Source organism: Aquipseudomonas alcaligenes (assembly GCF_003205495.1).
GTDB classification, from domain to species: Bacteria; Pseudomonadota; Gammaproteobacteria; order Pseudomonadales; family Pseudomonadaceae; genus Aquipseudomonas; species Aquipseudomonas alcaligenes_B.
This window is the reverse complement of the sequence record NZ_QJRX01000003.1, coordinates 1-19,988: the sequence shown is the minus strand read 5'-3', so window position 1 is coordinate 19,988 and position 19,988 is coordinate 1. Positions and strand designations below refer to the sequence as shown.

The window sequence follows — 19,988 nt, the reverse complement described above, 5'->3', positions numbered from 1 at the left end:
CGGTCAGTCGCCCAGGGCCGCCAGCTGGTCGGCCTGGTATTCCTGCAGCAGCGGTTCGATCACCTGCTCCACCGCCCCGCCCAACACTTCGTTCAGCGAATACAGGGTCAGGTTGATGCGGTGGTCGGTGACCCGGCCCTGCGGGAAGTTGTAGGTGCGGATGCGCTCGGAGCGGTCGCCGGAGCCCACCAGCAGGCGACGGGTCTCGCTGATTTCCTTGTGCGCGGCGGCGTCCTGCTGGTCCTGCAGCTTGGCCGCCAGCCAGGCCATGGCCTTGGCGCGGTTCTTGTGCTGCGAACGCTCCTCCTGGCACTCGACGACGATGCCGGTGGGCAGGTGGGTGATGCGGATCGCCGAGTCGGTCTTGTTCACATGCTGGCCGCCGGCACCGGAGGCGCGGTAGGTGTCCACGCGCAGGTCGGCCGGGTTGATCTCGATGGCCTGCTGCTCGTCCGGCTCCGGCAGCACGGCGACGGTGCAGGCCGAGGTGTGGATGCGCCCCTGCGACTCGGTCTCCGGCACGCGCTGCACGCGGTGGGCGCCGGACTCGAACTTGAGCTTGGCGTAGACGTTGTCGCCCTCCACCCGGCTGATGACTTCTTTATAGCCACCGTGCTCGCCGAGGTTTTCCGAGAGAATCTCGACCCGCCAGCCCTGGCGCTCGGCGTAGCGCGAGTACATGCGGAACAGGTCGCCGGAGAAGATCGCCGCCTCGTCGCCACCGGTGCCGGCGCGGATTTCCAGGAACACGTTGCGGCCGTCGTTGGGGTCCTTGGGCAGCAGCATGCGCTGCAGGCGGTCTTCCAGCGCGACCAGGGCCTCCTTGGCCTGGGCCACTTCCTCCTCGGCCATCTCGCGCATTTCCGGGTCGCCGTCCTTGAGCAGCGCCTGGGCGCCCTCGAGGTCGCCCTGGGTCTTGCGGAACTCGCGGTAGGCAACGATCACCGGCTCGACCTCGGCGTACTCCTTGGAATAGGCGCGGAAACGGTTCTGGTCGCTGATCACTTCGGCATCGCCGAGCAGCGCGGTGAGCTCCTCGAAACGGTCGTGGAGGATGTCGAGTTTCTTCAGCAGGGAGGCTTTCATGTCTTGCTCGGGCCCTCGTCGAGGGCAAAGAGTTCCTGGGCCACGGCCAGCGCTTCGAAGCGACCGTCGGCGGAGATTTTCTTCAGCTGCACGCTGGGCGCGTGCAGCAGCTTGTTGGTCAGGCCGCGGGCCAGCTGCGCCAGCACTTCCTCGGCACTGCTGCCGTTGGCCAGCAGGCGCTGGGCCTTGGCCAGCTCCTCGTCGCGCAGGCGCTCGGCCTGCTGGCGGTAGGCCTTGAGCACGTCCACCGCGGCCAGCTCGCGCAGGCGCTGCATGAACTCCTCGGCGCCGGCGGCCACCAGCTCCTCGGCGGCCTGGGCGGCGCCCTGGCGGCTCTTGAGGTTTTCCTCGATGACCTCGTGCAGATCGTCCACCGTATAGAGGTACACGTCGTCCAGCTCGCCCACCTCCGGCTCGATATCGCGCGGCACGGCGATGTCGACCATGAACATGGGCTTGTGCTTGCGCTGCTTGAGTGCGCGTTCCACCGCGCCCTTGCCGAGGATCGGCAACTGGCTGGCGGTTGAGCTGATGACGATATCGCTGTGCGCCAGCTCCTGCGGGATGTCGGCCAGCAACACGGCGTGGGCGCCGAACTGCTCGGCCAGCTGGCTGGCGCGCTCGAGGGTGCGGTTGGCCACCACGATGCGCTTCACGCCCTGGTCATGCAGGTGGCGGGCGACCAGGCTGATGGTCTCGCCGGCGCCGATCAGCAGCGCCTGGCTGCGGTGCAGGTCGGCGAAGATCTGCTTGGCCAGGCTGACGGCGGCGAAAGCCACCGACACCGGGTTTTCGCCGATGGCGGTATCGGTACGCACGGTCTTGGCAGTGCTGAACGTGGCCTGGAACAGACGACCGAGCAGCGGACCGACGGTGCCGGCCTCGCGCGCCACGGCGTAGGCGGACTTCATCTGGCCGAGGATCTGCGGCTCGCCGAGGATCATCGAATCCAGCCCGGCGGCCACGCGCATCATGTGGCGCACGGCGTCGTTGTCCTGGTGGATGTAGGCGCAGGCACGCAGCTCATCGAGATTGAGGCGGTGGTACTCGGCCAGCCAGCGCAGCACTTCGTCGGCGGACAGCTGGTCCTGCTCCAGGTACAGCTCGCTGCGGTTGCAGGTGGAGAGGATCGCCGCCTCGCGGCTGGGCGTGACGCGACAGAGCTGCTGCAGGGCCTCGACCAGCTGCTCGGGGGTGAAGGCCACGCGTTCGCGGACGTCCACCGAGGCGGTCTTGTGATTGATGCCGAGGGCGAGGAAGGCCATGCAGGGTCGCTAAGGGGGAATCGGAGATAGCGGGCGATTGTCCTACGTCACCCGAGGGAGAACAACTGTTGCGACAAATTGACCCGCCCGCCATCCCCGGCCAATCACCGGCGCCGCGGTGGGCTTGCGCCCGCCGCTTGTGTCATGATGCTGCCACGCCACGGACCGCAAGCTTGCCCTCATGAACAAATCCCTCGCGTTGCTGACCGCCTCCCTCCTGCTCGCTGGCTGCCAGAGCCTGGCGCCTGTCCCGGACGGCACCCCGCCGGTGGAAGACGCGGCGACCACCCCGACCCCGGCCAAGCCCAAGCAGTACGCCTCGTTCAGCGAGGAGACCCTGTACGCCCTGCTCGCCGCCGAGCTGGCCGGACAGCGCAACCGCTTCGACATCGCCCTCGGCAACTACGTGCAGCAGGCCAATGCCACCGGAGACCCCGGCGTGGCGGAGCGCGCCTTCCGCATCGCCGAGTACCTGGGCGCCGAGCAGGCGGCCCTGGACAGCGCGCTGATCTGGTCGAAGAGCGCCCCGGACAGCCTCGACGCCCAGCGCGCCGCCGCCGTGCAGCTGGCCCGTGCCGGCCGCTACGACGAAGCCATGGAATATATGGAGAAGGTCCTGCGGGGCCAGGGCGACACCCACTTCGACTTCCTCGCCCTGTCCGCCGCCGAGACCGACCCGGACACCCGCGCCGGCCTGCTGCAGAGCTTCGACCGCCTGCTGCGGAAGTACCCGGAAAACGGCCAGCTGCTGTTCGGCAAGGCCCTGCTGCTGCACCAGGACGGCCGCGCCGAGGAGGCCCTGGAGCTGCTCGAAGCGCACGCCGCCAGCGAGGAGGAGATTCCCCCGCTGCTGTTGCGCGCCCGCCTGCTGCAGGGCCTGGACCGCGGCAAGGAGGCCATCCCGCTGCTGGAGAACGGCATCGCGCAGCACCCCGAGGACAAGCGCCTGCGCCTGGCCTACGCCCGCCAGCTGGTCGAACTGCGTCGCCTGGACGAGGCCAAGAGCGAATTCGCCGGCCTGCTCCAGCGTTTCCCCGACGACGATGACCTGCGCTACTCCCTGGCCCTGGTGTGCCTGGAGGACCAGGCCTGGGACGAAGCCGCCGTCTACCTGGAGGAGCTGGTCGAGCGCGGCGCCCACAGCGATGCCGCGCACTTCAACCTGGGGCGCATCTACGAACAGCGCGGCGATGCCGAAAGCGCCCTGATCGAATACGGCATGGTCGGCCCCGGCGACGACTTCCTCGCCGCCCAGGTACGCCAGACCGAGATCCTCTTCGAGCAGGGCCGCGCCGCCGAGGCCAGCAGCCGCCTGGGCCGCAGCCGCGACAGCCAGCCCGACTACGCCATCCAGCTGTACCTACTGGAGTCCGAGGCCCTGGCCAACCGCCAGCGCCACGAGGAGGCCTGGCAGGTAATAGCCAGGGCGCTGGAACAGTTCCCCGGCGACACCAACCTGCTCTACACCCGCGCCATGCTGGCCGAAAAGCGCGGCGACCTGGCCGGACTGGAGCGCGACCTGCGCGACATCATCGCGCGCGAGCCGGACAACGCCACCGCGCTCAACGCCCTCGGCTACACCCTGGCCGACCGCACTACCCGCTATGACGAGGCCAAGGCGCTGATCGAGCAGGCCCACCGCCTCAATCCGGAGGACGCCGCCACCCTCGACAGCCTGGGCTGGGTCAACTACCGCCTGGGCAACCTGGAGGAAGCCGAGCGCTACCTGCGCGCCGCCCTGGCCAAGTTCCCCGACCACGAGGTCGCCGCCCACCTGGGCGAAGTGCTCTGGGCCCAGGGCCGCCAACGCGAAGCCCGCAAGGTTTGGGCCAGCGCCCTCGAGGCGCAGCCCGACAGCGCCATCCTGCGCTCCACCATTCAACGCCTGACCGGTTCCGAGAAACTCTGATCCATGCTTCGTCACCTCATCGTTTTCAGCCTGATCGCCCTCCTCGCCGGCTGCGCCGGCCTCACCAGCCGCGAATCCGTCGAGGGCCAGGGCGACGCCAAGCGCTGGCAGGCGCACAAGACCCGGGTCGCCGCCCTCGACGGCTGGCAGATCAGCGGCAAGGTCGGCATCCGCGCACCCAAGGACTCCGGCAGCGGCACGCTGTTCTGGCTGCAGCGCCAGGACTACTACGACATCCGCCTGTCCGGCCCGCTAGGCCGCGGCGCCGCCCGCCTCACCGGCCGCGAGGGCGCCGTGCTGCTGGAGGTGGCCAACCAGGGCCGCTACGAAGCCGCATCGCCCGAGGCCCTGCTAGAGGAACAGCTGGGCTGGCGCCTGCCGGTCTCCCACCTGTTCTGGTGGGTACGCGGCCTGCCCGCGCCGGACAGCCGCAGCCGCGTCACCCTCGACACGCAGAGCCAGCTGGCGCGCCTGGAGCAGGATGGCTGGCAGCTGCAGTACCTCAGCTATGTCGAGCAGAACGGCTACCGCCTGCCCGAGCGCATCAAGCTACATGGCAAGGATCTCGACATCACCCTAGTGATCAAGGACTGGCAGCCGCGCCAGCTGGGCCAGTAAGCGCCAGGCTCGCACCGATTATTCCCTCTGCCCTCGGGGAGAGGGCCAGGGAGAGGGGGCTGCGCCAAGAACCCTCTCCCCTACCCCTCTCCCGTAGACGGAAGAGGGGAAACACCCACTCGGCATTCCAGCTCTGCATATGACAAACCAAGCCATCCCCGCCCACGCCGAACTGATCCTGCCTGCCCCGGCCAAGCTCAACCTGATGCTGCATATCCTCGGCCGCCGCGCCGACGGCTATCACCTGCTGCAGACCCTGTTCCAGTTCCTCGACCACGGCGACGAGCTGGGCTTCGCCCTGCGCACCGACGGCGAGATCCGCCTGCACACCGAGATCCCCGGCGTGCCGCACGACGCCAACCTGATCGTGCGCGCCGCACGGCGCCTGCAGGAGGCTTCCGGCACCCGCCTGGGCGCCGATATCTGGCTGGACAAGCGCCTGCCCATGGGCGGCGGCATCGGCGGCGGCAGCTCGGATGCCGCCACCACCCTGGTCGGCCTCGATCACCTGTGGCGCACCGACCTGGGCGAGGAGCGCCTGGCCGAGCTGGGCCTTGCCCTGGGCGCCGACGTGCCGGTGTTCGTGCGCGGCCGCGCGGCCTTCGCCGAGGGCGTCGGCGAGCAGCTGCAGCCGGTGGAACTGCCCGAACCCTGGTTCCTGGTCGCCATGCCGCAGGTCAGCATCAGCACGGCGGAAGTTTTTGCCGACCCCGAGTTGACACGTGATACCCCCGCCATTACAGTTCGCAGCCTTCCCGAGGGGGGCGGTCGTAACGACTGTCAGCCGGTTGTCGAGAAGCGTTACCCAGAAGTACGTAACGCCCTGAAAACGCTCAACAAATTTGTTGCAGCCAAGATGACCGGAACCGGAGCTTGCGTGTTTGGGAGCTTCCCAAACCAGGCCGATGCTGATAAAGTCTCGCGCCAACTTCCGGCCACCCTACCGAGCTTCGTCGCTCGCGGCTGCAATCGGTCTCCGTTGCATCGCCAGCTCGAAACGGTAACTCGGAAGTGAATGCGGGACGCGATACAGGGGCGTCGCCAAGCGGTAAGGCAGCAGGTTTTGATCCTGCCATGCGTTGGTTCGAATCCAGCCGCCCCTGCCATTAACCTCCCAGCATTCGACTAATACTCTAGGGGCGTCGCCAAGCGGTAAGGCAGCAGGTTTTGATCCTGCCATGCGTTGGTTCGAATCCAGCCGCCCCTGCCATACACTCGAAAGCTGTTCAGAAAGCCGGCCTTTTTGAACAGCTTTTTAATTCATCGGGCCCACTCCCAGGCAGGTACTGCGCGTGTCCAAGATGATGGTCTTCACGGGGAACTCCAACCCCGATCTGGCCCGGCGCATCGTGCGCCAGCTGCATATCCCCCTGGGCGATGCTTCCGTAGGCAAGTTCTCCGACGGCGAAATCAGCGCCGAGATCAACGAGAACGTGCGCGGCAAGGATGTCTTCATCATCCAGCCGACCTGCGCACCGACCAACGACAACCTGATGGAGCTGGTGGTGATGGCCGACGCCTTCCGCCGCTCCTCGGCCACTCGTATCACCGCGGTCATCCCCTACTTCGGCTATGCCCGCCAGGATCGTCGTCCGCGCTCCGCCCGCGTGGCGATCAGCGCCAAGGTGGTGGCCGACATGCTCACCGTGGTCGGCATCGACCGCGTGCTCACCGTCGACCTGCACGCCGACCAGATCCAAGGCTTCTTCGACATCCCCGTGGACAACATCTACGGCTCGCCGGTGCTGACCGACGACATCCAGGATCAGCGCTTCGAGAACCTGATGATCGTCTCCCCGGACATCGGTGGCGTGGTTCGCGCCCGTGCCGTGGCCAAGAGCCTGGGCGTCGACCTGGCGATCATCGACAAGCGTCGCGAGAAGGCCAACCAGTCCGAAGTCATGCACATCATCGGCGATGTCGAAGGCCGCACCTGCGTGCTGGTCGACGACATGGTCGACACCGCCGGCACCCTCTGCCACGCCGCCAAGGCGCTGAAGGAGCACGGCGCCTCGAAGGTCTACGCCTACGCCACCCACCCGGTGCTGTCGGGCCGCGCCATCGAGAATCTGGAAAATTCCGTGCTGGACGCCCTGGTGGTGACCAACACCATCCCGCTGTCCGCCGCGGCGCAGGCCTGTCCGCGCATCCGCCAGCTGGACATGGCCCCGGTTATCGCCGAAGCGGTTCGCCGCATCAGCAACGAAGAATCGATCAGCGCGATGTTCCGCTAAGCGGAACAGGCCTGAGCGACAAGTGCCCCGCCGCGTGCGGGGCTTTTTGCCCAACCGTCCACACGCTGGTCGCAAGCGCTGAGGGCGGTTTGGTTATTTTGGAGAAATGCAATGACTGAGTTTGCCCTGAATGCCGAAGTGCGTTCCGACCTGGGGAAAGGTGCGAGCCGCCGCCTGCGTCGTAACGTCGCCATGGTGCCTGCCGTAGTTTACGGCGGCGACAAAGCCCCGCAATCCATCAGCCTGCTGGCCAAAGAAGTGGCCAAGCTGCTGGAAAACGAAGCCGCCTTCAGCCACGTGCTGGCCCTGAACATCGCCGGCGCCACCGAGAACGTGGTGATCAAGGCCCTGCAGCGCCACCCGGCCAAAGGCTACGTGATGCACGCCGACTTCGTCCGCGTCGTTGCCGGCCAGAAGCTGAGCGCTCACGTTCCGCTGCACTTCATCAACGAAGCCAGCTCCGTTGGTGTCAAGCAGCAGGGCGGTGAAGTGTCCCACACCATCTCCGAAGTCGAAGTTTCCTGCCAGCCGCAAGACCTGCCGGAATTCATCGAAGTCGACCTGGCCAAGGTTGAAGTCGGTCAGATCGTTCACCTGTCCGACCTCAAGCTGCCGAAGGGCGTCGAGCTGGTGGCCCTGGCCCACGGCAACGACCTGGCAGTCGCCAACATCCACGCTTCCCGCGTGAAGGAAGAAGGCGCCGAGTAATACTCGCCCGCCCCTTCCGGTAAAAGGGCTCCTGACGTGACTGCCATCCAACTGATCGTCGGCCTGGGTAATCCAGGCCCCGAATACGACCAGACCCGGCACAACGCAGGGGCCCTTTTCGTTGAGCGCCTGGCCGACAGCCAACGCATAAGCCTCGCCCTCGACAAGAAGTATTTCGGCCTGGTGGGCAAGTTCAGCCATCAGGGTCGCGACGTTCGTCTGCTCATCCCCACCACCTACATGAACCGCAGCGGCCAGGCCGTGGCGGCGCTGGCGAATTTCTTCCGCATCCCGGTCGACGCCATGCTGGTGGCCCACGACGAACTCGACATGCCTCCCGGCGTCGCCAAACTCAAGACCGGCGGCGGCCACGGCGGCCACAACGGCCTGCGCGACATCATCGCGCAGTGCGGCAACCAGAACGGCTTCCACCGCCTGCGCCTGGGCATCGGCCACCCCGGCCACGCCAGCCTGGTCTCCGGCTTCGTCCTCGGCCGCGCCCCGCGCAGCGAGCAGGAGCTGCTGGACAAGAGCATCGACAATGCCCTCGGCGTATTGCCCGAAATGCTCGCCGGCGACTGGACCAAGGCGATGCAGAAGCTGCACAGCCAGAAAGCCTGACCCCTTTTCACGACTTCATCTCCGCGAGGGATACACCATGGGATTCAACTGCGGCATCGTCGGCCTGCCCAACGTCGGCAAGTCCACCCTGTTCAACGCCCTGACCAAATCCGGCATCGCCGCGGAGAACTTCCCCTTCTGCACCATCGAGCCGAACAGCGGCATCGTGCCCATGCCTGACAGCCGCCTGGACGCCCTGGCCGCCATCGTCAAGCCCGAGCGCGTGATCCCCACCACCATGGAATTCGTCGACATCGCCGGCCTGGTGGCGGGCGCCTCCAAGGGTGAGGGCCTGGGTAACAAGTTCCTCGCCAATATCCGCGAGACCGATGCCATCGCCCACGTGGTGCGCTGCTTCGAGGACGAGAACGTCATCCACGTGGCCAACAGCGTCGACCCCAAGCGCGACATCGAGATCATCGACCTCGAGCTGATCTTCGCCGACCTCGACAGCTGCGAGAAGCAGCTGCAGAAGGTCGCCCGCAACGCCAAGGGCGGCGACAAGGAGGCCCTGGCGCAGAAGGCCATCCTGGAGAAACTCATCCCCCACTTCAGCGAAGGCAAGCCGGCGCGCAGCCTGATGAAGAACATGAGCCCCGAGGAAAAGCTGGTCATCCGCGGCTTCCACCTGCTCACCAGCAAGCCGGTGATGTACATCGCCAACGTCGCCGAGGACGGCTTCGACAACAACCCGCACCTGGACGTGGTCCGCGCCATCGCCGAGGAAGAAGGCGCCATCGTGGTGCCGGTGTGCAACAAGATCGAGGCCGAGATCGCCGAGCTGGACGAGGACGAGGAAAAGCAGATGTTCCTCGAATCCATGGGCATGGAAGAGCCGGGCCTGAACCGCGTGATCCGCGCCGGTTACTCGCTGCTCAACCTGCAGACCTACTTCACCGCCGGCGTCAAGGAAGTGCGCGCCTGGACCGTGCGCATCGGCGCCACCGCCCCGCAGGCCGCCGCCGTGATCCACACCGACTTCGAGAAGGGCTTCATCCGCGCCGAAGTAGTGGCCTACGACGACTTCATCCAGTACAAGGGCGAGGCCGGCGCCAAGGAAGCCGGCAAATGGCGCCTGGAAGGCAAGGACTACATCGTCAAGGACGGCGACGTGATGCACTTCCGCTTCAACGTCTAAGCCCCCTCGAAAGCCCCGCCAGCGCGGGGCTTTTCATTCTCCCGGGCATCACGCCTAAGCGCTTGATAAGGCATCAATTTATCCGCCAGACGGGGTTGACAGCCGGCATCGACAAGAGAATAATGCGCGCCACTCGGCTACATAGCTCAGTCGGTTAGAGCGCAGCATTCATAATGCTGATGTCCCAGGTTCAAGTCCCGGTGTAGCCACCATACAAAACAAAGGGTTAGCGAAAGCTAGCCCTTTGTCGTTTCTGGCCGGGCAATTCTACTATTGCCCGCGCCCTCTCCCTGCCAGCAACAACCCGCTGACAATCAGCGCGCCACCGACCCAGTGATAGCCCTGCAGGCTCTCGCCCAAAAGCAGCCAGCCGAGAATGGCGGTGAACACCGGCATCAGGTAGTTGCTCATGGCGGTGCGTGAAGGGCCCAGCTCGCGCAGGCCGATGTTCCACAGCTGATAGGCAACCACCGAAGCGAACAGAGCGGTGTAGCCGATGGCGGCGAGATTGGCCGGACTGAGTTCGAAGCGCGCCCCCTGCCAGAACTCCCAGGCGTAGAACGGTGCCAGCATGAGCAGGCCGAGCAACACCAGCGCGCCGAGCAGGGTGAAGGGTGGCAGCTGGAAGTAGGCGTTCCAGCGACGCAACAGCAGCGAATAGAGCGCCCAGTCCAGGGTGGCGAGCACCATCAGCAGATCGCCCTCGGCAAACGACAGGCTGGCCAGCACTCGCCAGTCGCCCTGGCAGATCAGCCACAGCAAGCCGAACAGGGCCAGCAGCAGGCCAACCCAGGCCCTGCGCACCGGCCACTCGCCGAGCAGCAAGCCGGCACCGATGAAGGTCGCCAGCGGCAGGCAGGTGCTGACCAGGCTCAGGTTGATCGCCGCCGTACTGAGCGCGGCGGTATAGAGCAGGCAGTTGTAGGCGGTGATGGCCAGCGCCGCCAGCAGCCACAGGCGCCAGCCGGCCCTGCGCAGCACCTGACGATGCTGCCAGAGCGAGGGACCGACCAGCGGCAGGAGGATGACCAGGGCTATGGCCCAGCGCCAGAAGGCCAACGAAAGCGGCGGAATCGCCCCGGTGAAGGCGCGCGCCACCAGCGAATTGCCAGCCCAGAACAGGCTGGCCAGCGCCAGGCCGGCCCAGGCCAGCAGCGCGGCACGACTCATGAACGATCACGCCATGCGGAAAAGCGCCGAAGCCATCTGGGCATGTGGCGGCCCGGGCCTAATCGAACAGCGTACAGGCCATCACCAGGGCATCCTCGCGCCCACCGGCGGCCGGATAGTAGTCACGCCGGCGACCGACTTCATTGAAGCCGTAACGCTCGTAGAGGCGGTAGGCACTCTGGTTGCTGGCACGCACTTCGAGGAAACACTCGCCCGCGCCGAGCTGGCGGGCGCGCTGCATCAAGTGCTCCAGCAACTGCAACCCCAGCCCACGGCCCTGGCTCTGTGGACGCACGGTGATGTTGAGCAGGTGCGCCTCGTCGAGAATGATCTGGATGATGCCGTGGCCGATCTGCTCATCCCCGTCGAACATCAGCCAGCAGTCATAGGACTTGAGGCCATCGGCGAACAGGTTGCGGCTCCAGGGATGACTGAAGGCCGCATTCTCGATCTGCACCACGCGGTCAAGGTCCGCCTCGGTCATCGGGCGGAAGTGGATGGCGGCACTCACGACGGCTGCTTCCAGCGCGGCATGATGCGGCGCATGGCACGCCAGACCTCGACCTTGCGCTCGGGCTCGTCCATCAGCAGTTCCAGGCTCGGCAGCGCCCAGGCAGCGCCCAGACCTTCGACCTGCAGCTCGCGGTTGTAGGCCTCGGCATCCGCCTCCCCGGCGAAGCGCACGGCGGGCAGGCCGATCAGCCACAGACAGCGGCAGGGCTCGGCCTCCAGCTGACCGGCCAGCACGCCCTGCACGTAGTCGCGGGCGGCGTCCGGACCCTGGTCGAGGTTGCCGCGGGTGAGCAACGGCCAGCGAATCGGCGAGCCATCGCCGACCTGCTGCGGGGCATCCGGCAGGCCGGCGGCACGCAACAGGTCCTTGAGCAGCAGGTAGGAGGGGTCGCGGCTCTGGAACGGTTCGCCGGTGGCCAACTCGACCAGCAACGCGCAATCACCAGCGCGCAGCAGCTGCAGGGCGAAGCGCGGCGGCGGCAGCACCGGCTTGGCCTCGGCCACCGGCGCTTGCTCCGGCTCAACCTTGGCCTCCGGCTTGGCAAACACCTTGGAAGCGGCCGACGGGCGCGGCACTTCGATGACCGGGCGCGACGGCTCCGCCGCAGCCTTGCCCTCGACCACCGGCGCGGCGACGGGCACAACCGGCGCGACTTCCGGCTCGGGTAACGGCTGCAGCAACTCTGCACGCGAGGGCGCGGCGAACGGCAGATCCACGCGCGGCAACCAGCTGGCCACCTGCATGGCGGTCAGATAGGCGCGGCGGCGGACTTCTTCGATCAAGAGTGGCTTCCAGGACGGACGGAATCAGGCGCGAATTGTGGACTGAATCGGCCCCCGGGAAAAGGCCGATGGAGTGACGGTCATGCATAGGCCCTTTCCAGTACAATCCGGGCTTTTGCGACGGACCGACCCCGCCCATGATCGACCCCAAGCGCGTGTTGCGCGCCCTCGCCGAGCACTGGACGCTGCTCGAACCGCTGTGCGAGCGCTTCGACACCGGCACCCTGAGCCTGGTGGAGCTGCGCAACCAGCTCGGCACGCAGCTGCCCGAGGGCAGCCCCGCCGACATCACCGCCCTGCTCGACCAGTGGATCCGCCTGGACATCCTGGTGCCGGTGGCCAAGAGCCCCAACCGCTTCGAGCTGAACGCACAGATCCACGACTTCCTCGCCTACCTGCGGCGTGAGCACCGCCTTGGCCTGTGCCTGGAGATCGAGGCCTACCTGCGCCACCTGGAGCGTCTGGCCGGCTATATCCAGGACGCCTTCGAAGTGCGCGACGGCAACGACCTGGCGCGCCAGCTGCGCCTGCTCGACATGCGCGTGCGCGACGTACTGAAGAAGCTGGCCAACGACGAGCAGGCCCTGGTCGGCGTGGCCGAGCGGGCCAAGACCTCTGACCGGCAGATTCCGCTGCGCCAGCGCTACGCCGAGGTGCTGGCGACCTGGGACGAATACGTCGAGCCGATGATCCAGCTGGTCTCCGCCGACGGCGCCTTCGAACAAGGCGTGCGCCGCGTCGAGCAGGTGCTGCTGCGCCTGCTCGGCGAACAGCAGCGCCTCGGCCAACTGGTCGACGACGACCTGCTGCTGCGCACCCACGCACGCATCCTGGAGATGCAGACCGTCGCCCAGCTGACCCTGCGCAAGGCCCGCGAGTTGCTGCTACCGCTGCGCGAGGAAGCACGCCGGCACAACGCCGTGACCCGCGGAGCCGCGCTGGCCCTGTCGGTGATCCGCAAGAAGGGCCTGGACGCCCTGCCGCAGGCCTCGATGCCGCTGTTCACCCGGCCGCAGAGCACCTTCCTCGGCACCGCCAGCCAGGTCGAGAGCTACGTCTACGCCCTGGCCCGCTTCCAGCCCAAGCCTAACCAGTTCCCGCGCGCCAGCGGCTCGCGCAAGGGTGTACCGCCCAAGGCGCCACGCACCGCGCGCGAGATGATCGAGCGCTGCGAGCAGGCCCTGCCGCTGCCGGACCTGATGGTCTGGCTGCTGGAGCAGGAGCCGGAAGGCGCCACCGACGAACTCCTCTACTGGTTCTCGCGGCTGTCGCGTGACGGCCGCTTCCAGCGCGAACGCCTCGAGCGCCGCGACTACCTCACCCGCGAGCATCAGGTCAGCCTGAGCTCCTATGCCCTGATCAAGCCGGCCGGGACCTCCGCATGAATATCGATCTGAAAGAACTCACCCAGCTCGCGCCGATCTTCCGCGAGCTGTTCAAGGGCTACCACATCAGCCGTGCCGCCCCCGAGCTGTACACCCAGCTGTCCAACCAGCAGGACGCCTACCGCGCGCTGTTCAAGTCACTCGGCTACGAGCTGGTGTGCGACAGCCGCGGCTTCTACTACTTCGTTCCCGAGCAGATGGGCGCGCAGGTCAACAAGACCGCCCAGCGCCTGGCGCTGTTCACCTTCATCCTGGTCGAGCACCTGGCCGACCAGGGCCGCGACCCGCTGGCCGTGCTCGACGGCGGCAGCCTTGGTCGTGACGAGCTGCCACCGCTGCTGGAAAAGTACAAGGACCTGTTCCTGCAGGCCGAGGTCACCACCCAGGAGGAGCTGGAAGAGAAGGTCATGCGCCGCCTGGCCCAGCTCGGCTTCGCCAGCGAGGACAACGGCGTGTACCGCTTCCTCGCACCGATGCACCGATTCCTCGATGTGTGCCTGTCGGTGCAGCAGGACCGCGACCTGGCCGCCAGCCTGCACAGCAACCTGCCGCTGCCGACGCCGGAGCTGGTGGTCGACGACGCCGAAGAAGACATCGTGCGCATCGAGCCGCTACCCGAGACCGCCGAAGAATCCGAGGAAGAGGCCCTGGCCCGCGCCATGGCCGAGGAACGTGACGCCCAGGAGATCGACGCATGAGCCAGGAACGCTACGGCATCCGCCGCTTCGCCCTGCTGAACACCGCCGGCTACAGCCTCGGCATCTTCCCGCTGGAGAACCCGCTGTCGGTCTACGGCGCCAACAACCTGGGCAAGTCGGCGTCGATCAACGCGCTGCAGTTCCCCATCCTCGCGCGCATGTCCGACATGAGCTTCGGCAAGTACAGCCTGGAGGCCTCGCGCAAGTTCTACTTCGCCAGCGACACCAGCTACATCCTGGTCGAGGTCGCCCTGCCCCACGGCCCGCACGTGATCGGCGTAGCCGGCCGCGGCCCGGGCGGCGGCTTTGGCCACCAATTCTTTGCCTACCAGGGCGAGCTGCACCTGGAGCACTACCAGCAGGACGGCGTCTGCCTGCGCCAGCGCGAGCTGTTCAAGAACCTCGGCCAGGCCGGCATCACGCCCTATGAACTGAAGCCCGAGGAACTGCGCCGCCTGCTGGTCGGCGGCCACACCAGCATCCCGCTGGACCTGACCCTGATCCCGCTGCGCTCCACCAGCGAGCAGAGCCTGAAGACCTTCCGCGCCCTGTTCATCAACCTGCTGCATATGCGCGAGATCACCGCGGCCAAGCTCAAGCAGCTGTTCCTCGACGCCTTCGAGCACAGCCTGCGCTCGGGCAGCGTCGACTATATCGCCGCGACCGAGGAAGCCTTCCGCGACGTGCGGCGCATGGAGCAGGACTACCAGGCCCTGGTCGCCGCCGGCCCGCTGGTCGAGGCACTGTCTGGAGGCGTGGCTCAGCGCGAAGTGCTGCGCGGCAAGCTGCACCGCCTCTCGCCGCTGCTGGATAACCTGCTCGGCGCCTGGCAGGACTACTCCGGCGCGCGCAAGGAAGAGCTGGTGATCCAGGCCGAGCACTACAAGCGCGAGCAGGACGGCCTGCAGAACGAGCAGCGCGGCGGTACCGCCGAGCTGATGCGCCTGGAGCGCGAAATCAGCGAGATCCAGCGCTGGCTCGGCGAGCTGTCGGTGCTGAAGAACCGCTTCGCCCTCGTCACCGACGCCAAGGTGCTGGAGGAGCAGCTGCTCGCCGCCAAGGATGCCCACGACGAGCTGGCCGGCGCCCTGGCGCAATCGCGCCAGTTCTCCGCCGAGGACCTGGACGAGCGCCTGCGCGACCTGGAGAAGCGCCTGAAGTCGGTCAAGCAGCAGCTCGACCATGCCGACAACAACAGCTACTCGCGACTGCGCGAGGAGTTCAGCCAGGCCGACGTCGACCGCCTGATGCGTCTGTTCAACGGCCAGCTGTTCAGCCTGCCGCTGGGCGAGAAAGGCATCCAGGCCGAGGGCGACGACTGGGTCAAGGCCGTCGAGGCCGTGCTGGACCGCTTCAAGGGCGACACCTTCGCCGTGCCGGGCCTGTCCATCGACCTCTCGCACATCGAACCGCCCGCCCTGCAGGCGCTGGCCGATCGCGCCGCCCTGCGCGACCAGAAGGACCGCCTGGAGCGCGAGCTGAAGCAACTGAAGACCCAGCAGGCGGTGGCCAACGACCGCGCCGCCAGCAAGGCCCAGGCCGAGCAGCTGTACCAGGCCGTGCTCGATGCCCAGAAAGCGCTGGAGGACTTCCGCAAGAGCCAGACCCTGGCCGCCGAGGAGCCGGCCAAGCTGGAGCAGTTGGCCGAGGCCGAAGCCGCCCAGGACGAACTCAAGCGCGCATCGGACGCCTTCACCGAGCGCGTGCAGCAGCTGTCCGCCAAGCTGCAGCTGGTCGGCCGCCAACTGGCCGATCTGGAAGCCAAGGAACGCACCCTGGAAGACGCCCTGCGCCGTCGCCAGCTGCTGCCAGCTGACCTGCCCTTCGGCACGCCGTTCATGGAGCCGGTCGACGACAGCCTGGACAACCTGCTGCCGCTGCTCAACGACTACCAGGACAGCTGGCAGGCGCTGCAGCGCATCGACGGCCAGATCGACGCGCTGTATGCGCAGGTACGCCTCAAGGGCGTGGCCAAGTTCGACAGCGAGGATGACCCGGAGCGCCGCCTGCAGCTGCTGGTCAACGCCTATGCGCACCGCCAGGACGAGGCGCTGACCCTGGCCAAGGCCCGTCGAGCCGCGGTCACCGATATCGCCCGGACCCTGCGCAACATCCGCAGCGACTACGACAACCTGGAACACCAGCTGGCGCTGTTCAACCGCGAGATCAACAAGCGTCAGGTCTCCAACCTGGAGAGCTTCCGCATCGTCCTGGCACCCAACCGCGACGCGCTCAAGCACATCGACCAGATCATCCACAGCGCCGGCCAGTACGAGGAAGGCGAGACCCTGTCGGTGTTCGACCTGAGCCAGAGCGCCGAGCAGGATGCGAAGAACGAAGAGGCCAAGGACTACCTGTCGCGCCTGGTGGCGGCCAACGGCAACCAGCTGGGCCTCAAGGACCTGTTCGAGCTGGCCTTCGAGATCACCAAGGTCGGCGGTCAGCCGGTGATGCACACCGACATCGATGGTGCCGCCTCCAACGGCACCACCATGACCATCAAGGCGCTGACCAACATGTACCTGCTGCTGCACCTGATGGACCGCGAGCAGGCCGGCAAGGTGCGCCTGCCCTACTACCTCGACGAGGCGGCGGACATCGACGAGCGCAACCAGCAGGCGCTGATCGAGACCAGCCTGCAGCTCGGCTTCGTGCCGATCCTGGCCTCGGTGAAACCGCAGGTCTCGGCCCACGTGGCCATCGACCTGGAAGGCGGCAGCGGGCCGAACGGCATCTACATCGACGAGGCGGACTGGAAGTTCATCAGGCGTCGCGAGACTACCAAGGTCACCGAGGAGCAGCAGGCCGAGCTGGCCTGATTCCTTCGCGCAAACGAAAAGGGCCGCTGATGCGGCCCTTTTTCTTGGGGATGGGATCAATCGTCCTGGTGATCCTGCAGCACCTGGCCATTGCTGGCGTCCAGCTCCAGATCCCACTTCACGCCTTGGGTGTCGCGTACTTCTACCTGGTAGATGTAGCGGCCGTACTCTTCTTCCAGCTCGGTCTCGCTGACCTGGCCGCCGGGGTGCTTGGCCAGGGCAGCGGCGTTGAGCTTGTCGAAGCTCTGAATGGTGCCGGCGTCGCGCAGCTTGAGGGCTTCGTCCGGACCGAGGTCACGGGCCTGGGCGATGCCGGCAGTGGCGGCGAGAGTGGTGATGGCGAAAAGGGCGGTCAGCTTATTCATCTTGATTCTCCGTCGGGAGTGATTGGTTTCGACGGGAGCCACGATAGCCAAGCCGACTTAACCCAAGCTGAATCACTCTACTGCTCCAGTACTATCTTCGGCGCCCACTTCAGCCATTCCTCGTTGACCTCGTCATTGAGGGCGAAAGTCTGGCCGGGCTGCGCCGGACCGCCCATCACGGCGTTGTCCGGCGTGGCGAAGGCGATCCCGCCCTCGAGCAGTGCCTCCAGGGATTCGGTGCGCACTTTGAGCCCCTTGAACAAGCCGGCGTCGACACCGATACCGCTGGCGTTCCAGAAGCGGCTGCCGCTGCGCACCAGAGGTGCATAGCGCGGCTCGATCAGCACATGGATCAGAACCCGATCGGAGGTTGGCCCCAGTTCGAAGTGGCTGACCTTGCCCACCGGCACCTCGCGATAGCTGACCACCACTCCAGGCTTGATCGAGCCGCGCCGCGCCGTGCTGAGGGTGATCCGCAACCCTTCTTCGCGCACCTCGGCAACCGGCGCCTGCGGGCGAATCTCAAAATAGTGCTGCGGCTTGCCGGCCTTGGACGCCGGCAATGCCTCCAGATACTGGCCACTGACCAGGGTCTCGAGATTGGCAGTGCGCACCAGTCCCAGTTCGGGTTTGACCACCCAGAACTCGGTCCCGACCGTTGCGATACGGCCGCTGGCCTTGGTGATACGCGCATTGAGCAGGACGGCCTGCAGGTCATCGGTCAGCTCGACGCTTTCCACCTTGCCGACATCGATGCCCTTGAAACGGATCGCCGTTCCCGGGCTGATACCATCGCCGCTCGGCACCTTGATCTGGATGGCAACGCCTTCCTGCATGGCCATCTCGCGGCTGTCGTGCAGAGTGAAGCGCTGAATCTTGCGATTGACCGGCGCCTGTAGATCCGGCGTCTCGAAAGTCACCCCACCTGCCAGCAGGGTCTGCAACGACTCACTCTTGACCTCGATACCAGAGGAGATCCCACCCTTCAGCGTGATACCGCTGGCGTTCCAGAAGCGTGTGGAGCTGTTTACCAGGCTGGCGTACTCCGGCTCGATATGGGCACCAAGAACTACGCGCTTGCGATCACGGGAAAACTGAAAACTCTGGATGGTGCCGACCTTGACCTGGCGATAGAGGATGGGGCTACCGACCTCCAGCGAGCCCAGGGTATCGGCGAACAGCACCAGGTGCAGGCCAGGAGCATCGATGTCCAGCGGTGGCGCCTTGGCCCGAGAGACGAACTCACGTAGCGGCGGCTTGCCCTTCTCACCCGGTTTGATGGCGATGTAGTTACCCTTGACCAGCGCCTCCAGGCCGGTGATCCCGGCCAGGGAAATGGATGGCTTGACCATCCAGAACTCGGCGCCCTCGGTCAGGTAGTCCTCGGTACGCGGATCGAGCATCAGGTCGACCGAGGCGCTGGACAGATCCTCGTTGATCTTGATGGTCTTCAGGGAGCCGACCTGAATGCCTTTGTACATCACCGGGGTGCGCCCAGGCTCGACGCCTTCGAAGTCCTGCAGCTTCAGCGCGACCTTGATGCCGGCCTGAGCGGCATCGAAGTCCTCGTAAAGACGGAAAGGAATACTCGGGTCGGTGGCAGGGCTATCCTTGCGGTGCTCCGGAGTGGCGAAGGCGATGCCGCCGGCGACTATGCTGGCCAGCGACTCGGTACGCAACTTGACTCCGGACAGGCCGGCATCGATGGTCACACCACTGGCATTCCAGAAGCGCGTGTGTTTACGCACCAGGCTGGCGAACTCGGGCTCGATATACACCCTGATCTCGACCGTGCTTTGATCCTCGGCGAGGCGGTAACTCTTCACCCGCCCGACCTGGAGTTGCTTGTAGAACACCGGACTATCGCGATTCAGCGAACCCAGGCGCTCGGCCTTAAGGGTCAGATGCAGCCCTGGCACTGTGTCGGCCAGCGGTGGCTGCTCCGTGAGGGCGACGAACTTGCGGGTTGGCGTGCCATCGCCGGGGCTGGCGGTGATGTAGTTGCCCGAAACCAGGGTCTCCAATCCGGTGATACCGGCCAAAGTCACGCTGGGCTTGACCAGCCAGAAGCGCGTGTTGCTGCGCAGGTGCTTCTCCACCTGCTTATCCATCTCAACCGTGACTTTGACGCCGCGCTCTTGCGCATGGTCATCCAGTACCATGTCGACGACCTTACCGATCGACATGCCCTTGTAGATGACCTCGGTCTTGCCGACTTGGATACCATCGCCGGACGGGAAGAATATCTCGATCTCGATACCGGCCTGGCTGTAAGCCCTCCAGCCCAGCCAGCCGCCGATCAGCAATGCGATCAGCGGCAATATCCAGATGGCAGACCAGTTGGTGGTGCGGCGGGTCTTGGCTGTGCTCAGCTCGGTCATGCAGGAAAGCTCCATTCCTCACAGCAGGGCGAGGCGTCCTTGCACGGCAGCAAGGTCAGCGCCCGCTATCAAGCTAGTTCATCGACAACGTGGCGAACAGCAGGCGCAAGCCTAACGCATGCACTTGTTGTTCGCATGCCTGCGTAACCAGAGCCTGTGATTTTTCTCTCGCCCAGAAAGGCCAAACCCCCACCCGCGTGAGCGGATGGGGGTTTGGGGATAGAAGCTTGACGATGACCTACTCTCACATGGGGAAACCCCACACTACCATCGGCGATGCGTCGTTTCACTACTG

The 19,988-nt window shown here is 66.1% G+C and carries 17 protein-coding genes and 3 tRNA genes; 13 read left to right on the top strand and 7 right to left on the bottom strand.

Annotation, left to right across the window (positions count from 1 at the left end):
- Positions 1-3: 3 nt before the first annotated feature.
- Entirely contained in the window at positions 4-1,086 is a 1,083-nt protein-coding gene (gene prfA, locus DMO17_RS05325; RefSeq protein WP_110681418.1) for a peptide chain release factor 1, read from the bottom strand.
- On the bottom strand, positions 1,083-2,351 hold the full coding sequence (hemA, locus tag DMO17_RS05320; protein WP_110681416.1) for a glutamyl-tRNA reductase: 1,269 nt from the start codon (positions 2,349-2,351) through the stop codon (positions 1,083-1,085). Before hemA ends, prfA begins: the two co-directional genes overlap by 4 nt.
- 181 nt (positions 2,352-2,532) lie before the next feature.
- On the opposite strand from hemA, the gene DMO17_RS05315 reads away from it, so the two are divergent.
- From DMO17_RS05315 to DMO17_RS05270, 10 genes are all read left to right on the top strand, one after another.
- Entirely contained in the window at positions 2,533-4,260 is a 1,728-nt protein-coding gene (locus DMO17_RS05315) for a tetratricopeptide repeat protein (RefSeq protein ID WP_110681414.1), read from the top strand.
- Between the two features lie 3 nt (positions 4,261-4,263).
- On the top strand, positions 4,264-4,878 hold the full coding sequence (gene lolB, locus DMO17_RS05310; protein WP_110681412.1) for a lipoprotein insertase outer membrane protein LolB: 615 nt from the start codon (positions 4,264-4,266) through the stop codon (positions 4,876-4,878).
- Between the two features lie 139 nt (positions 4,879-5,017).
- Positions 5,018-5,893, top strand: a complete 876-nt coding sequence (ispE, locus tag DMO17_RS05305; RefSeq protein ID WP_110681410.1) for a 4-(cytidine 5'-diphospho)-2-C-methyl-D-erythritol kinase — start codon at positions 5,018-5,020, stop codon at positions 5,891-5,893.
- A gap of 16 nt (positions 5,894-5,909) precedes the next feature.
- A tRNA-Gln gene (locus DMO17_RS05300) sits at positions 5,910-5,984 on the top strand.
- A gap of 29 nt (positions 5,985-6,013) precedes the next feature.
- Positions 6,014-6,088, top strand: a tRNA-Gln gene (locus DMO17_RS05295).
- An 82-nt stretch (positions 6,089-6,170) separates the two neighbouring features.
- The gene (locus DMO17_RS05290; RefSeq protein WP_110681408.1) at positions 6,171-7,112 is read left to right on the top strand and encodes a ribose-phosphate pyrophosphokinase; all 942 of its coding nucleotides are present in this window, start codon (positions 6,171-6,173) and stop codon (positions 7,110-7,112) included.
- A gap of 111 nt (positions 7,113-7,223) precedes the next feature.
- Positions 7,224-7,820 (top strand): 50S ribosomal protein L25/general stress protein Ctc, encoded by a 597-nt coding sequence (locus tag DMO17_RS05285; protein ID WP_110681406.1) that lies wholly within the window; start codon positions 7,224-7,226, stop codon positions 7,818-7,820.
- A gap of 36 nt (positions 7,821-7,856) precedes the next feature.
- A complete protein-coding gene (gene pth, locus DMO17_RS05280; protein WP_110681404.1) occupies positions 7,857-8,441 on the top strand; it encodes an aminoacyl-tRNA hydrolase in 585 nt (194 codons plus the stop codon).
- 37 nt (positions 8,442-8,478) lie between these two features.
- The gene (ychF, locus tag DMO17_RS05275; RefSeq protein WP_110681402.1) at positions 8,479-9,579 is read left to right on the top strand and encodes a redox-regulated ATPase YchF; all 1,101 of its coding nucleotides are present in this window, start codon (positions 8,479-8,481) and stop codon (positions 9,577-9,579) included.
- 135 nt (positions 9,580-9,714) lie between these two features.
- Positions 9,715-9,791 (top strand) — tRNA-Met (locus tag DMO17_RS05270).
- A 58-nt stretch (positions 9,792-9,849) separates the two neighbouring features.
- Here DMO17_RS05270 and DMO17_RS05265 read toward each other — a convergent pair.
- Genes DMO17_RS05265 through DMO17_RS05255 form a run of 3 tightly spaced genes read right to left on the bottom strand, consistent with a single transcriptional unit; the run spans position 9,850 to position 12,045 of the window.
- Entirely contained in the window at positions 9,850-10,749 is a 900-nt protein-coding gene (locus tag DMO17_RS05265) for a DMT family transporter (RefSeq protein WP_110681400.1), read from the bottom strand.
- 58 nt (positions 10,750-10,807) lie between these two features.
- Positions 10,808-11,260 carry a ribosomal protein S18-alanine N-acetyltransferase gene (gene rimI, locus DMO17_RS05260; protein ID WP_021701510.1) on the bottom strand — a complete coding sequence of 151 codons (453 nt, stop codon included), beginning with the start codon at positions 11,258-11,260 and terminating at the stop codon, positions 10,808-10,810.
- Positions 11,257-12,045 (bottom strand): energy transducer TonB, encoded by a 789-nt coding sequence (locus tag DMO17_RS05255; protein WP_110681398.1) that lies wholly within the window; start codon positions 12,043-12,045, stop codon positions 11,257-11,259. The genes rimI and DMO17_RS05255 overlap by 4 nt, the downstream gene beginning before the upstream one ends.
- Positions 12,046-12,182: 137 nt before the next feature.
- Between DMO17_RS05255 and mksB the strand changes: the two genes are divergently transcribed.
- From mksB to mksF, 3 genes are read left to right on the top strand one after another with little or no spacing between them, the layout of a single operon-like run.
- A complete protein-coding gene (gene mksB, locus DMO17_RS05250; RefSeq protein ID WP_110681396.1) occupies positions 12,183-13,430 on the top strand; it encodes an Mks condensin complex protein MksB in 1,248 nt (415 codons plus the stop codon).
- The gene (mksE, locus tag DMO17_RS05245; RefSeq protein WP_110681394.1) at positions 13,427-14,128 is read left to right on the top strand and encodes an Mks condensin complex protein MksE; all 702 of its coding nucleotides are present in this window, start codon (positions 13,427-13,429) and stop codon (positions 14,126-14,128) included. Before mksB ends, mksE begins: the two co-directional genes overlap by 4 nt.
- Positions 14,125-16,947, top strand: a complete 2,823-nt coding sequence (gene mksF / locus DMO17_RS05240) for an Mks condensin complex protein MksF (RefSeq protein WP_110681392.1) — start codon at positions 14,125-14,127, stop codon at positions 16,945-16,947. The genes mksE and mksF overlap by 4 nt, the downstream gene beginning before the upstream one ends.
- Before the next feature lie 56 nt (positions 16,948-17,003).
- Here mksF and DMO17_RS05235 read toward each other — a convergent pair whose 3' ends face one another.
- Positions 17,004-17,312 (bottom strand): PepSY domain-containing protein, encoded by a 309-nt coding sequence (locus DMO17_RS05235; protein WP_110681390.1) that lies wholly within the window; start codon positions 17,310-17,312, stop codon positions 17,004-17,006.
- A gap of 77 nt (positions 17,313-17,389) precedes the next feature.
- On the bottom strand, positions 17,390-19,693 hold the full coding sequence (locus tag DMO17_RS05230; protein ID WP_110681388.1) for a PqiB family protein: 2,304 nt from the start codon (positions 19,691-19,693) through the stop codon (positions 17,390-17,392).
- Between the last annotated feature and the right edge of the window lie 295 nt (positions 19,694-19,988).